The sequence below is a fragment of the Spirillospora sp. NPDC047418 genome, from assembly GCF_040643275.1.
Classification (GTDB): domain Bacteria; phylum Actinomycetota; class Actinomycetes; order Streptosporangiales; family Streptosporangiaceae; genus Spirillospora.
On sequence record NZ_JBEYTW010000077.1, the window covers coordinates 14,422 to 29,096 of the forward strand.

Here is a 14,675-nt window from a genome sequence, read left to right on the forward strand (position 1 = left end):
GGGTCGCCCCCGGCGGTGGTTCGGTGGGGTGCTGGGTGGGCGCAACTACTCGGCGCGTTTCCAGAAAGGGCGACGGGGTGGGGCCTCGCCCGTGAAGTCGGCCAGAGTCTGAAGGGCGCGAGTCCACTGGGCATTGACGCTGGCCTGGTCTGCGGTGGGTTGGATGCGAAGCAGGTCGTCGCGAAGAGTGGCCAGGGGGGTGGCGTCCAGGTACTCGGCCTCCATCCGCTGGACGATCGACTCCAGGACGGGGAGGAGTTCGCTCAGCAGGACGTGGATGCGCTGGTCGTCGGTGACCTGGCGGAGGCGGTCGAGGACGTTGGACAGTTCCTGCTGGAAGCCGGTGAGGGCTGGGACGGGGCGTGCCGGGCGTGGGACCGGTCGCTTCTGGGCCCGCCTGACGTGGGGGCGGCCGGAGCCTGCCGCTGCGGCGGGCGCGTCGCCGTAGAGCGATGGATCGGGGGCGCCTCCGGGGGCCGGTGGGGGTGCGAACGCCGCCGGTGCCGCGGAGAACGTGGCGTGCGCGGTTCTCTGGGGTGCCGTGGGCGGTGCCCAGCCCCGGGGGGACTCCACGGGCTGGACGACCTGGTGCGGGGTTCCGCCCTCGGTCACCACCCGGCTGTCCACGGCCACGAACGCGGTGAAGCGGCACAGGACGCCGAAGCGGAGTGACGTTCGGACGATGCGGTGTTCCAGGTTGCCTGAACTGCCGGTCGTGTGGCGGTCTTCGAGGTCGCGCAGGTGGGCGCGTGCCCAAATGGACGTGGTGGCGCGGTCGGTGGACACGACGCCGGCGGCGTGCTGCTCCCATGGCGTCCCGTCGGATGCGGTGCCCCGCACGGAGAGCGATCCGGAGGGCGTGCCGCCGACGTCGGACGAACCGGAGAGTGGGCCGCGGAACCGGCCGGTGATCACCAGGGGCACGCCGGGGAACAGCGCACCCAGGCGGGACGGGGCCACGGTGTCCGGTTCGATGTCCAGGCCGTCGGCGTGCAGGGTGAGGCCGGTCGCGAGCGGGGCGGCGATCCGGTGGTGGATGTGCTCCATGGCCTCGTCGAGGCGGTCCTCGGATTCGACGAGTTCGCAGCGCCCTCCGCCGAGGGAGGCGAGCCGGTTCAGGAAGCCGGCGTTGACGGCCTGGTCGATGCCCACGGTGTGGACGCGGATGCCCTGGAGCCGGGGCTCCAGGTGGACGAGCAGTTGATCCTCGTTGCCGACCTGCCCGTCGGTGATGAGGACCAGCACCCGGTCCCTCGCGGAGTCGGCGAGCAGGCGGCAGCCTTCGTCGAGTGGGGCGAGCATTCCGGTGCCGCCTCGCGCTTCCAGTGCCGCCAGGTGCTCGACGGCGCGGAACCGGTTGCGGTCGGTGCCGGCGGCGAGGCCGGTGCCGAGGTCGCGGGGGCGTTCGACCACGTTGTCGAAGGACAGGACGGCGAACCGGTCCTCGCCGCGGAAGGTGTCGACGATGCGGGCGGCGGCACGGCGGGCGGCGACCATCTTCCAGCCGTGCATGCTGCCGGAGCGGTCGAGTACGAGCACCACGTCGCGCGGGCTCGGCCGGGCGTCGCCGGAGGGCAGCACGGTCAGGCTGAACGTTCCCTCCTGGCGCCACCCTGGAACGATGGCGATCGTCGCGTGATCGCCCTTGGGCGGGTACCTCGTCGCGATCTCGTCGGGGACCAGGGTGAGGGCCGCGGCCTCGTGCGGGGCGAAACCGAGGCGCAGGATGAAGTCGCGGTCGAGCCGCTCGCCCGGTTGCAGCCGCACGGTTGTGCGCCCGCCGTCACCCTCCTGGCTCACCACGTGCAGCGCGGACCGGATCTCGGTCAGGGGCAGGCCGGCCGGATCGATGTCGGCGGTGACCGCCAGGCGCACCGGGTTGGGGAAGCCGGGCAGGAGGACTGGCGGGCTGATACGGGACGCGTCCGGCACGGCGTCGGTGTCGTCCGCGACCCCGGGCCCTGCGCGTCCGCCGTCCAAGGGCGTGCCCGGGATGTAGCGGGGGGCCACCACGAGCGGGAAGCGGAACGTCGCGCCGGAGTCCGACTCGTGCGGCAGCGGCTGGGCGAGCGTCAGCGTGATGGTCACCTGCTCGCCCGGCAGGATGTTGCCGACCCGCATGCTGAACACGTCCGGCCGGTCTTCCTCGGTGATCGCGGCGCGTTGGCCCGAGGTGATCGCGGTGTCGTAGTCCTGCCGGGCCTCGGCGCGCTCCTTCAGCGTCCCTTCGATCACCCGGTCCGCGGCCTCCATGCGCATCGCGGTCACGGCGGCACGGTCGGGCAGGGGAAAGATGTAGGTCGCTTCGAGCGGGGTGTCGAACGGGTTGCGGAAGCCTTGGACGACCTTGATACCGGCGGCGAGGCCGGTGATCGACGCGTGCACGTCGACGGATTCGAGGGGCAGGTTGCCCTTGCCGGTGCTGAGCGCCCCGAGCCCGCCGTCGGATGCCGGCAGTTCGGTCTCGGGTAGCGGCAGGATGCGCACGGTCACGGTGACCTCCGGAAGTGATCTGCGGGCGGACGTGCGGGCGGACGTGCGGGGCTTTCGACGGTGGTGACGAGGCCGCGCCGGTGCAACTCGTCGAGCAGCGGCCGTGCGGCGGCGTCGATCGCGGCGAGGTCGTCGTCGCTCAGGGCGGGACCGTCCAGGAGCAAGGTGAGGCCGGGTGCCAGGCGGACCCCTTGCACGACCACGGGGATCGGCCTGCCGTAGTCGGCGGCGACGGTCGCCGGGCTGTACGACACATCGGGCCGGGCCCTCCAGAAGGCTCCCCGCTCACCGGCCCCTTCGTTCTCCGGCCCGGCCGGCGCGTCCACGGAGTCGGCGGTCTCCATGTCCGCGCCCGGCCCGCCGGGCCCGGCTTCGGACCCCTCCCGAGCCGGAGAGCCGCCCGTCTCGGCGGCGTTCGCGCCCTCAGCGCCGTGGCCTGGGGCGGTGTCCGTTCTCCGGGCCGGCACTGGAGCGCCTGCCGGGTCCTCGGCGGCGTTCACGTCGAGAAGGGCGCGTCCGTCGGCCGCGGATCCTCCTTGGGCCGGGGACGTCGCCGAAGCCTCGACGGGGTTCGCGTCGGCGGTGCTTGGCGGGGCCCGGAAGGTGTTCGTGTCTTGGATCGTGTGGCCCGTGCCGGGTGGTGAGCCGGCGTGCGGGGTGGTTCCGTCCAGCCCGGGTGGGAGGGCGGCTATGTGGGTGAGGGTCTCGGTGGTGGCGGCGGCGAGTTCGAGTTGGATCTCCGCGATCGACCTGCCCTCGGCCTGGCGGCGTTTCACGGCGACGAGCTGGAGGAGGTGGCGGGGGCCATAGAGCGCGGTGCGGCCGCGGCGGCCGAGCGGCGGGTCGAGCAGGCCGATCGTGGTGTACCAGCGGATCAGCCGGGTGTTCGGGAGGTCGCGCACCCGGCCGCTGGCCTGCACGGCACCGTCCGCCGCGAGGGCGGCGGCGGCGTGTTGCGCCAACTCGCCGATCGTCCAGGTACCGTCCATGGCTCAATGATGACACTGTCATCGTGACAGTGTCAAGCTCGTACGAAGATCAACTTCGGAAGACCTCATATCGTCACCGCTGGCCTGCCGCACGCTGTTGCCTCAGGTGCGGCTCGGGGCCGAGGAAAAGGGGCCTTGTGGTGCGCACCAGCGGCGTCGGCTATCTCGCACCGGCGCGCTTCGGTGACATGTCGTCGTAAGCAGACGGTCGAATTCACCCCGTTCACCATGGGCTGTATGTCGATCGCTCACGGTCATGATCCGCTGGTCACGGCAAGCGTGCGATACTTGCAGTATGTCGGTCAAACCACGCATAGCGTATAATTGCGACTCTTCATGAGAGTTATGCAGATAGCGCAAGAATGATGTTCGGTGCCGGAGTTGGATCTTCTGAATTGGCCAGTAAAGACCGCCGGAAGCCTTTACCTTTTCTGGTATGAACGACCATCTCCTGGTCGAGGCGCTGCGCGAGCGCGATCCGGGCGCCACGGCCGCGGTGTACGACGCCCATGCCCGTCGGCTCTACGCGTACTGCTGGTTCCGGTTGCGGTGCCGTGACGCCGCACAGGTCGCCTTGCGCGACACGTTCATCGTGGCCGAGGCGCACATCGGCAGGCTGCGCGACCCCGGCCGGTTCGGGCCGTGGCTCTGTGCCATCGCCAGGCAGGAGTGCGAACGGCGCCTGCCCCCCAGGCTCAAGGCGCCGGACGTGCCGGTCGCCACCCATGACCAGGAGGACGTCGACCAGCGCGTCACGGCGTGGCACGCGGTACTGGCGCTGCGTCCGGCCTCCAGGGAGATCCTGGAGTTGAGGATCAGGCGACGGTTGTCAGTCCCGGATCTGGCCGCCGTGCTCGGCCTGTCGCTGAAGGACGTCCAGCAGGCGTTGGACGACGCGCACGCCGAACTGGAAGAGGCGTTGACGGGGGAGATCCTCGCCCAGCAGGGTCCTTACGGCTGTACCGAGCGCGCCATGCTGCTGCGGGAGCGACGTGGCGAACTCGATCACCACCTGAGCAGACGGCTGATGGAACACGCGGAGGAGTGTTCCATCTGCGGAGCGTTCCGTCCCCGGACCGTGTCGGCGAAGAAGGTCTACGGGCTCCTGCCGGACCCGCGCCCTGCGGCAGAACTGCGCCTGCGGGTGATGAGCTGCTTCCTCGACCCCGAACTGGTCGGCTACAGGCTCTTCGTGGCCACCCGGGTCACGGAGTTCACGCCTGATGGTTTCCCGACCCAGGCCGTTCGGTCAGGACGAGTGATCCGTTCCGGCAGCGGACGCTCATGGCTGCGACGTCCCCGCAACGCCCCTTTCGAAGAACATGAGGCCGGCATGCGCGCGCAGGTCGTCCGGGCAGCCATGGTGCTGGCGGTGGTGGCCCTCCTGTCGGGTGGCGGGGTCGCCTCCATGTACGGCGTCCTGGGCACGGCACGGAAGCCCGCGGGAACGGCGGCCGACCCGCGTCCGACCGGGATCCCGGGCTTCTCACAGGCGCCGGGGACCAGACGGCCGCCGACGGCGCCTCATGAAGGGCCGGGCACTCTTGACGCCGCTCCGGTGTCGGCCACGTTGCCGCTGGGCGCGCGCGCGTCCTCGGCACCGGCGACCGCCCTGCCCGCACCACTCCCGGTCCCCGTATCCGAGGGCGAACCGAATGGCGCCAAGGGCGTCCTGGCGGTCTCACCGCTCTTCCTCGACTTGGCGGGGGAGTCGGACGGCTCCATCGAAGTGCGCGCAGAACACGGGCCGGTGGCTTGGCGGGCGGCGACTCAAGGCCCCATACGGGTCGAACCCTCTTCCGGGGAGCTTCGAGCCGGACAGACCATGACCGTGCGCGTGCACGTTTCCCGACGGCCGGACGAGCAGGGGAACGGCACCATCATCTTCCGGCCCGGTGCCGTGCACGTGCGCGTCACCTGGCGGCAGGACGCGCCACCCGGCAACAGCCCGTCGCCTACACCGACGGGCTCCGCACCGGAAACTCCGTCCACGCCGCCGGAGACGCAGCGACCGGAGAGCCCGCATCCCACACCGTCCGGCACTCGACGGCCAGAGAGCCCACAACCGTCCCCGCGACCGCCATCGACTCCCTCGCCGACAACGCCGCCGTCCAGCAGCACTCCGGAGCCGACGCCGACCCCGGCGGAGCGGTCGTCCGGAAGCACCTCACCAAGCGTGAGCCCCGCGTCCACCGGGTGACGCGAACACGCCCCGGATGACGCGAACCCACGCTGGAGAGCGGCGGAAGTACCGGCCGTTGCCAGAGACAACTACTCTTCGTAGGTGATCGTTTGCGCTAAGCAGTACATCCCCGGGGGAGGACGTGCTCATGGCATCTGGCGCAGCAGACACCCGCCGCCGCGCGACACCGTCCCCGGCCCGGAGTGCGGCGCTGCGGTCGGCGGCCTTCGCCTCCGGCATCGCGATCGGAATGACCCTGCTGGTGCCGGCCGCGTCCGCGCGTCCCTCCGCTGATCCCGGCCCCAGCGCGCAGGACGTTGAACGGAGCGAACGCCAGGTCAGGCAGCGGGCGGCCGAGGTCGGCCGGACGAAGGCCAAGCTCGCCCAGGCGGACGGCGAACTCGACAGGCTCGCCATCGCCGCGGAGGCCGCCATAGAGCGCTACAACGGCGAACAGGTGAAACTGCAACGCTCGCAACAGGAGTACAGGGTCACTCAAGGGCGCCTTGTGGAGGCCGACCGGCGCGTGGAGCAGACCCGGGCCGAACTGGCGTCGTTCGCCGCTCAGGTCTACCGCGACAACACCGGCTACGACCAGATCTCCTCGGCGCTCGCCGGTGACGGCGGTCCGCAGGGATTCATGGACCGTGCCGGCCTGGTGGAGATGCTCGCCAAACGGCGCACCGCCATGGTCCGACGTGTCGAGGCGTCCAAGAACGTCGCGGACGTGTTCCGTCGCCAGGCGGAGACCGCGCTGGGCGACCAGGAGGCGGCGACCCGGCGCGCCGACGAGGCCAAGAGAGTCGCACAGGACGCGGTGGCCGAGCAGCAGGAGTCCGTCCAGCGCATCGAAGCTGAGAAGCGGCGCCTGGAGCACCGGCTTGGCAGGGCCCAGGCCCGCGCAGTCCGGGTCAAGCGCGCGCGGGAGAAGGCCAGAGAGAAGGCCGAAGCGCGCAAGGTCCGTGCCTCTTTCGCCGGTGCCGGTTCCGCCGTCCCCGGGCTGACGTCGTCCGCCGCTCGCGGTGCGCTGGTGGCCCGGGCGGCGCTCAAGTGGCTCGGCACACCGTACTCGTGGGGTGGAGGCAACACGTTCGGACCCAGCCATGGGGTCGCGCAAGGCGCGGGCACAGTCGGCTTCGACTGCTCGGGCCTGGCCATGTACGCGTGGAACAAGGCCGGTGTACGACTCGACCACTGGACCGGTACGCAGTGGACGTCCGGCCCGCACGTTCCCCTCGGAGCACTGCGGCCAGGCGACCTGGTCTTCTTCGCCGTGGACCCGACCGACCCCGGCACCATCCATCACGTCGGCGTCTACATCGGCGACGGCCGGATGGTGGAGGCTCCCTACACGGGCGCCAGCGTGCGCATATCGAGCATCCACCGGAGTGACCTGATCGGTGCCACCCGTCCCGCCGGGTGACGTACGGCCTTCTGGACGGCGAGAACCCTTCCGCGCGGCGTTCCGCACGGAAGGGTTCCTCGCGAGTCGTGTCGCGGGGCGGCGGGGAGCGGATCAGCGCCGTCCGCGACTCCCTGCCCCGGCCCGGCCCTCACCCGGCGTGGCCCCGGCATGGCCCGGCCGGTCGGCAGGACCGGACGGCGCTCAGTGACCGCCCTGGTCCGCGGCGCGCTTGCGCGAACGCTCGATCTCCAGCTCGGCTTCGACACGCCCCACCCAGCTGGCGCCCTCGACGGACTTGCCGGGCTCCAGGTCCTTGTAGACCTCGAAGAAGTGCTGGATCTCCAGCCGGTCGAACTCGGCGACGTGGTGGATGTCGCGGAGGTGCTCCATGCGGGGGTCGGTGGCGGGGACGCACAGGACCTTGTCGTCACCACCGGCTTCGTCGGTCATCCGGAACATGCCCACCGCACGGCAGCGGATCAGGCAACCGGGGAAGGTCGGCTCCTGGAGCAGGACGAGTGCGTCCAGCGGGTCGCCGTCCTCCCCTAGGGTGTCCTCGATGAACCCGTAGTCGGCCGGGTACTGCGTCGAGGTGAACAGCATGCGGTCGAGCCGGATGCGCCCCGTCTCGTGGTCCACCTCGTACTTGTTCCGCTGGCCCTTCGGGATCTCAATGGTGACGTCGAAATCCAAGATGTCCTCCGCTCCCTGCGCGCGCGCAGTGAATAGTCTCTCGGGAGCCCCGGTGGGTGAGGCCGGCCCCACGGGGCGAGTGTTCCCTCGTATAAGGATGTCGCACGTTGGCGAGTGCTGAGTGGGAGAGGGGCGGTCACGTGCCTGGACGGGGCCGGACCCTCGTCATTCTGTCGCTGTCCCTCCTCAACGTTTTCACCGTCACCGCCGGGCTGGCAGTGGCGAAACTCACACCCGACCGGCATCTTTCCCCGCAGCCGCCGAGCGTGGCCGTCCGCGACCTCGTGAGCGTCCCGGCGTCGTCGGTGGTCATGCCCGCCGCCGATCCCGGGACGGCCCGCCCGCCGAACCCGTCCGTCCTGGCGGGACGGCTGTCGGCGCTGATCGGCGGCCCGCAGGCGAAGATCAACGCGGTGGTGGTCGACGCGGAGACGCGGCGGCCCCTGTACGAGTTGCGCGCCGACCGGCCCGCCACCCCCGCCTCGACGACGAAACTGGCGACGTCGGTGGCGGCGCTGGCCTCGGCCGGACCCGCGCACCGGATCACCACGCAGGTCGTGCGCGGCGCCGGCGGCGGCATCGTACTGGTCGGAGGCGGGGATCCTACCTTGACGGCCCTTCCGCCACGTCCGGGGGCGGGCCATCCGCCCTATGCGTCGCTGCTGGATCTCGCCCGTCAGACGGCCACCGCGCTCAAGGCGTCAGGGGTGCGCCAGGTGCGGGTGGACTACGACGTGTCCGCGTACCAGGGTCCGCGTACGGCGGCGGGCTGGAAGCCCAACTATCTGCCGGACGGCGAGGTCGCCCCTGTGTCGGCCCTGACCGTCGACGAGGGGCGCGTCTCCCCGTTGGATCCGACCAAGAAGACACGGGTGGCCGACCCACCCGCCGCTGCGGCGCGACAGTTCGCGCGTTTGCTGTCCCAGCAGGGGGTCAAGGCCAAGGCGGGACGGAAGACGGTGGCGGCTCAAGGCGCGGAACGGCTCGGCGCCGTCCAGTCACCGCAGTTGTCCGCTCTGGTGGAGCATTTGCTGACCGAGAGCGACAACGACGTCGCCGAGGCGGTGGCCCGCCAGGTCGCCATCAAGCAGGGACGTCCGGCGACGTTCGCGGACTCGGCGCAGGCCGTGCAGCAGGTTCTCGCCACCCTCGGTGTCGCGGACGGGGTATCGGTCAACGACGGGAGCGGGCTGTCGCCGCGCAACCGGATCTCGCCGATCGCGCTCGCCCGCATCGTCTCGCTCGCCGCGGGGGACGACCATCCGGACCTGCGGCCGGTCATCACCGGGCTGCCCATCGCGGGGTTCTCGGGGACGCTGAGCCCGCCGCGCTACACCGTCGCCTCCAGCCGGGCGGGGGCGGGAATGGTCCGCGCCAAGACCGGCACGCTGGCGGGTGTCAGCACGCTGGCGGGGCTCGCCTACGACGCCGACGGACGGCTGCTCGCGTTCGCCTTCATGGCGGGGGACGGGAAGGGGCCGGTCGACCCGGGCAAGCTCGACCAGCTCGCCGCGACGGTCGCCGCCTGCGGCTGCGGCTGACCGGGGCCGGTCGCGTGTGGGCGCGGTCGTACGGGAGATAACCAGAACGGTTGTTCGTTGAACGATCGAGCAGGGGCGCCTCGGCGCCGTCTCCGAAACGTACGGTGGAGCACATGAGCGCCTCAATGATCGACTGGAACGTGGCCGTACAGGCCGGAACCCGGCTCGTGAGGCCGGGACCGCAGGTCAGCTATGACGAGGCCCGTGAGGTCGTGAAGGAGCTGCGCGAGTTGTCGAAGGTCGCCCACGGGCACGTGCGCGACTTCACCGGCATGGCGTCCGAGCTCGATCCCGACCCGGCGACGGTCGTGGACAGGCCCGGCTGGATCCGTGCGAACGTGGACGGCTTCCGGGTGGTGCTGGAGCCGCTCATCGAGCAGTTGTCCGAGCGGCGGGCCCCGGGGCCCCTCGGTGGTGCGGGCAACGTCGTCGTGCAGGCGGTCGGCTCCCGCGTGACGGGCATGCAGGTGGGCGCCATCCTCGCCTACATGGCCAGCCGTGTTCTGGGGCAGTACGAGTTGTTCCTGCCGCCGGACCCGACCGGTCGTGCCGCGACAGGGCGACTGACGCTGGTCGCACCCAACATCGTCCATGTGGAACAAGAACTGGGTGTGGAGCCGCGCGACTTCCGCCTGTGGGTGTGCCTCCACGAGGAGACCCACCGCGCGCAGTTCACCGGTGTTCCCTGGCTGCGGGAGTACGTCCAGGACCAGATGACGAAGTTCCTGCTCGCCTCGGACCTCGATCCGGGCGCGATGCTGGACCGCATCCGGGATGCGGCCGAAGCCGTGGCAGACGCAGTCCGCGGCGGTGACGCCAACCTCATCGACGCGATCCAGAGCCCGGAGCAGCGCGAGATCCTGGACCGGCTGACCGCCGTGATGACCTTGGTGGAGGGGCACGGCGACTACGTGATGGACGCGGTGGGGCCGGAGGTCGTGCCGTCCGTCCAGCAGATCCGGTCGCGCTTCCAGGGGCGCCGTGAGGGCGGCACCAAGCTCGACAAGACGATCCGGCGCCTGCTCGGCATCGACCTCAAGATGAAGCAGTACGCGGAGGGGTCGCGGTTCGTCCGCCGGGTCGTCGCCGAAGTGGGCATGAGCGGTTTCAACCAGGTCTGGCAGTCCCCGGAGACGCTCCCCACGCACGACGAGATCAAGGAGCCCACGGCCTGGATGTCCCGCGTGGTCGGTCCCAGGGCCATCGACACCCCGCCCAAGGCCAACGAAGCCTGAGCCTGGCCGCGCTCCTGCACGGCCCCGTGTGGTGGTAGACGTTTCACCATGGGGCCTGATCCGGCAGTGGCGGTGGTACGTCTCGCGGTGCGGCGGGTGGTCGCCGATCTGCCGCGGGGCGGGATGGTGCTGGCCGCGTGCAGCGGGGGCGCCGACTCCCTCGCGCTCGCCGCCGCGCTCGCCTTCGAGGCGCCCAGGGACGGACGCCCCGCGGGCGGGGTCACGATCGACCACGGACTGCAGGACGGCTCGGACGAGCGTGCCGAGACCGTAGTCCGAACCATGGCGGGCCTTGGGCTCGACCCGGCCGGATCTGTCGCGGTCACCGTCGACGGGCCGGGAGGCCCCGAGGGCGCCGCGCGTGATGCCCGCTACAAGGCGCTTGACGAGGCCGCTGAGCGACTGGGAGCCGCGGCCGTCCTCCTCGGCCACACTCAGGACGACCAAGCCGAAACCGTGCTTCTGGGGCTTGCGCGTGGGTCCGGTGCCCGATCGCTCTCCGGCATGCCCCTCGCCTTCCGCCGGCAGGGCGTCCGCTATCTGAGGCCCTTGCTGGGGGTCGATCGCGCCACCACGCGCAGGGCCTGCAAGGCGATGGGGCTGGAGCCCTGGGACGACCCCCACAATGTCGATCCCGCCTACGCGCGCGTGCGCGTACGGCACCAGGCACTCCCCGCCCTGGAGAAGGCACTGGGGCCAGGAGTGGCCGAGGCCCTGGCGCGGACGGCCGGGATGCTTCGCGACGACGCCGATGCCTTGGACGACCTGGCCGCTCGCGCCTATGCCGACCTGGAGACCTTGGAGGACGGCTGCGGCGCGGCCGTCCGGCTGGAAGGGCTCGCGGAACTGCCCAGGGCCGTCCGTACGAGGGTTTTGCGGATGGCCGCGATAAAGGCCGGCAGCCCACCGGGTACGCTCGCGGCGGTTCATGTCGATGCGGTGGACCGGCTGGTCACGGCCTGGCACGGCCAGCGGCACGTAGATCTGCCCGGAGGGTTTCGCGCCGTCCGGAGGTCTGGGAGGCTGCTGTTCGGCCCGGCGTGATCTCGCGGCGTGTGCGAACGGCCACACGGCGCGTCCGTCGTGCGCATCGCGTACAGGGCGCGTGCGGCGGTGTCCGTCCTGCGTCCGTCCCACCCGGACGGGCGAGGTTGAGCAAAAGGGTGGGGTTGTGGACGAGAAGGACCTGGGCACCGACCTGGCGAAGGTATTGATCCCCGAGAGCGACCTGCAGGCCAAGGTGCGGGAGCTCGCCGGGCAGATCGACGCCGACTACGCGGGCAAGGACCTGCTGCTCGTCGGGGTCCTCAAGGGCGCCGTCATGGTCATGGCGGATCTGGCGCGGGCGCTGCACACGCCCGCGTCGATGGACTGGATGGCGGTGTCGTCCTACGGCTCGGGCACGAAGTCGTCGGGCGTCGTGCGCATCCTCAAGGACCTCGACACCGACATCATCGACCGGCACGTCCTGATCGTGGAGGACATCGTCGACTCCGGCCTGACCCTGTCGTGGCTGGTGAGCAACCTGCGCTCGCGCGGTCCCGCGTCACTGGAGATCTGCGCCCTGCTGCGGAAGCCGGAGGCGGTGAAGACCGACCTCGACGTGAAGTACATCGGGTTCGACATCCCTAATGAGTTCGTGATCGGGTACGGGCTCGACTATGCGGAGAAGTACCGGAACCTGCCCTTCGTCGGAACGCTCGCCCCGCACGTGTACGGCGGTGACGGCGCCTGACCGTCCCGCCCGGCGCGGACGGCCCCGGACGTGCGCCGATCCCCGGATGCGGTCGTACTGGTCACAGGCGTGCGCACCAGGCCCGGGGAGAGTCCGGGGAACAAGTGACCGTGACGAATCGTTGCAAGGATCGTTGACGGGTATATGGAAGGGATGCGGGAGAACGGCGTCGGCTGCGTCTCCTGCGCCTGCGGTGTACCGTCGGTGTCCCGGACCTCTGGTTCGGGGGGTCATATGAGGGAAGCCGCCACGGTGGGTCCGAAGCCCAGGGCGACGGTCCTTTCGTTGGACGCATTGTTGATCGCAGTGGCGTTCGTCCCCCCGGGACGGGCGGGGATCGTACACAGACGTTGGTCAGGAGGGACGGGCCCCCTAGGGGTAACCGGATAAATGGACGTGAAGCGCTACTTTCGCGGGCCGCTGCTGTGGATCCTGCTGTTCGGCATCTTGGTCGCCCTCGTCATGTGGGGCGTCAATCCGGGCCGTTCGTTCGAGAAGGTCGACACCTCTCAGGTGGTCAAGGAGATCAACGCTGGCCAGGTGGAGTCGGCCAAGATCGTTGACAAGGACCAGCGGATCGAGGTCACCCTTCAGAACGACAAGCGGCAACAGGCGTCCTGGGTCGACGGCCAGGGGCTCCAGTTGCAGCAGCAGCTGCAGAAGCAGGCCGACGCGGGCAAACTGTCCGGCGGCTACAACGTTGATGTCCCCAAGCAGAGCTTCTTCCTGAACCTGCTGTTCAGCCTGCTGCCCATCGTGGTCATCGTGCTGATCTTCCTGTTCATCATGAACCAGATGCAGGGCGGCGGCTCGCGGGTCATGAACTTCGGCAAGTCCAAGGCGAAGCTCATCACCAAGGACACCCCGAAGACCACCTTCGCCGACGTGGCCGGGGCCGACGAGGCCCTGGAGGAACTGGAAGAGATCAAGGACTTCCTGCAGAACCCGGCGAAGTTCCAGTCCATCGGCGCCAAGATCCCGAAGGGCGTGCTCCTGTACGGCCCGCCCGGCACCGGCAAGACGCTGCTGGCGCGCGCCGTGGCCGGTGAGGCCGGTGTGCCGTTCTACTCGATCTCCGGTTCGGACTTCGTGGAGATGTTCGTCGGTGTGGGCGCCTCCCGCGTCCGCGACCTGTTCGAGCAGGCCAAGACCAACGCCCCCTCGATCATCTTCATCGACGAGATCGACGCCGTCGGCCGGCACCGCGGCGCGGGCCTCGGCGGCGGCCACGACGAGCGGGAGCAGACCCTCAACCAGCTGCTGGTCGAGATGGACGGCTTCGACGTCAAGGGCGGCGTGATCCTGATCGCGGCGACGAACCGCCCCGACATCCTGGACCCGGCGCTGCTGCGTCCCGGCCGGTTCGACCGGCAGGTCACGGTGGACCGCCCCGACCTGGAGGGCCGCAAGGGCATCCTGCGGGTGCACGGTCGCGGCAAGCCGTTCGCGCAGGACGTCGACCTCGACATCATCGCGCGCCGCACGCCGGGCTTCACCGGCGCCGACCTGGCCAACGTGATCAACGAGGCCGCGCTGCTCACGGCCCGCTTCGACCGCAAGCTGATCGACATGGACACCCTCGAGGAGTCCATCGACCGCGTCATGGCCGGGCCGGAGCGCAAGACCCGCGTGATGTCGGAGAAGGAAAAGAAGATCATCGCCTACCACGAGGGCGGGCACGCTCTGGTGGCGCACGCGCTGCCGAACTCCGACCCCGTGCACAAGGTGACGATCCTTCCGCGCGGCAGGGCCCTGGGTTACACCATGACCCTTCCGATGGAGGACAAGTTCCTCACCACGCGCTCGGAGATGAACGACCAGCTCGCCATGCTGCTGGGCGGGCGCACCGCCGAGGAACTCGTGTTCCACGAGCCGACCACGGGTGCGGCCAACGACATCGAGAAGGCCAGCTCCATCGCCCGCAACATGGTGACGGAGTACGGCATGAGCGAGCGTCTGGGCGCACGCAAGTTCGGCTCCGGTCAGGGCGAGGTCTTCCTGGGCCGCGACATGGGGCACGAGCGTGACTACTCCGAGGACATAGCGTCCGCGATCGACGACGAGGTTCGCCGGTACATCGAGGCCGCCCACGACACCGCGTGGGAGATCCTTGTCGAGTACCGGGACGTCCTGGACGAGCTCGTGGTCAACCTGATGGAGAAGGAGACCCTGTCGAAGGACATGGTGCTGGAGATCTTCGCGCCGATCCAGAAGCGGCCGCACCAGAACTCCTACACCGGCTACGGCAAGCGCCTCCCGTCCGACCGTCCGCCGGTGCTGTCGCCCAAGGAGCTGGCTCTGCTCGGCCCGCAGGACGTCACCGACCTGACCAAGAACAACGGCCAGGGCGGGGTCACCTCCGAGGCGGTCGACCCGGCCCAGGGTGAGAGCTGACCGCTTTG

Annotated in this window: 10 protein-coding genes; 7 read left to right on the forward strand and 3 right to left on the reverse strand. The window is 70.2% G+C overall.

From position 1 onward, the window contains the following. Nucleotides 1-45: 45 nt before the first annotated feature. Together ABZ806_RS33805 and ABZ806_RS33810 are read right to left on the reverse strand one after the other, a co-directional pair. Nucleotides 46-2,493 carry a VIT domain-containing protein gene (locus tag ABZ806_RS33805; RefSeq protein ID WP_500221520.1) on the reverse strand — a complete coding sequence of 816 codons (2,448 nt, stop codon included), beginning with the start codon at nucleotides 2,491-2,493 and terminating at the stop codon, nucleotides 46-48. Beyond that, on the reverse strand, nucleotides 2,490-3,482 hold the full coding sequence (locus tag ABZ806_RS33810; protein WP_500221521.1) for a MerR family transcriptional regulator: 993 nt from the start codon (nucleotides 3,480-3,482) through the stop codon (nucleotides 2,490-2,492). The genes ABZ806_RS33805 and ABZ806_RS33810 overlap by 4 nt, the downstream gene beginning before the upstream one ends. A gap of 436 nt (nucleotides 3,483-3,918) precedes the next feature. Between ABZ806_RS33810 and ABZ806_RS33815 the strand changes: the two genes are divergently transcribed. Further along, complete coding sequence (locus ABZ806_RS33815) at nucleotides 3,919-5,682, forward strand: RNA polymerase sigma factor (protein ID WP_500221522.1); 1,764 nt, start codon at nucleotides 3,919-3,921, stop codon at nucleotides 5,680-5,682. A gap of 130 nt (nucleotides 5,683-5,812) precedes the next feature. Then, entirely contained in the window at nucleotides 5,813-7,087 is a 1,275-nt protein-coding gene (locus tag ABZ806_RS33820; protein ID WP_500221523.1) for a C40 family peptidase, read from the forward strand. Between the two features lie 183 nt (nucleotides 7,088-7,270). On the opposite strand, the gene ABZ806_RS33825 is transcribed toward ABZ806_RS33820, so the two are convergent. Beyond that, nucleotides 7,271-7,762: an inorganic diphosphatase gene (locus tag ABZ806_RS33825; protein WP_131943154.1), complete on the reverse strand. Its 492-nt coding sequence runs from the start codon at nucleotides 7,760-7,762 to the stop codon at nucleotides 7,271-7,273. 140 nt (nucleotides 7,763-7,902) lie between these two features. On the opposite strand from ABZ806_RS33825, the gene dacB reads away from it, so the two are divergent. From dacB to ftsH, 5 genes are all read left to right on the forward strand, one after another. Further along, nucleotides 7,903-9,303: a D-alanyl-D-alanine carboxypeptidase/D-alanyl-D-alanine endopeptidase gene (dacB, locus tag ABZ806_RS33830; protein ID WP_500221524.1), complete on the forward strand. Its 1,401-nt coding sequence runs from the start codon at nucleotides 7,903-7,905 to the stop codon at nucleotides 9,301-9,303. 125 nt (nucleotides 9,304-9,428) lie between these two features. After that, nucleotides 9,429-10,538, forward strand: a complete 1,110-nt coding sequence (locus ABZ806_RS33835; RefSeq protein WP_500221544.1) for a zinc-dependent metalloprotease — start codon at nucleotides 9,429-9,431, stop codon at nucleotides 10,536-10,538. A 48-nt stretch (nucleotides 10,539-10,586) separates the two neighbouring features. After that, entirely contained in the window at nucleotides 10,587-11,582 is a 996-nt protein-coding gene (gene tilS, locus ABZ806_RS33840) for a tRNA lysidine(34) synthetase TilS (RefSeq protein WP_500221525.1), read from the forward strand. A 127-nt stretch (nucleotides 11,583-11,709) separates the two neighbouring features. Then, nucleotides 11,710-12,273: a hypoxanthine phosphoribosyltransferase gene (gene hpt / locus ABZ806_RS33845; RefSeq protein WP_500221526.1), complete on the forward strand. Its 564-nt coding sequence runs from the start codon at nucleotides 11,710-11,712 to the stop codon at nucleotides 12,271-12,273. Between the two features lie 390 nt (nucleotides 12,274-12,663). After that, nucleotides 12,664-14,667 (forward strand): ATP-dependent zinc metalloprotease FtsH, encoded by a 2,004-nt coding sequence (gene ftsH / locus ABZ806_RS33850; RefSeq protein WP_500221527.1) that lies wholly within the window; start codon nucleotides 12,664-12,666, stop codon nucleotides 14,665-14,667. Nucleotides 14,668-14,675 lie beyond the last annotated feature (8 nt).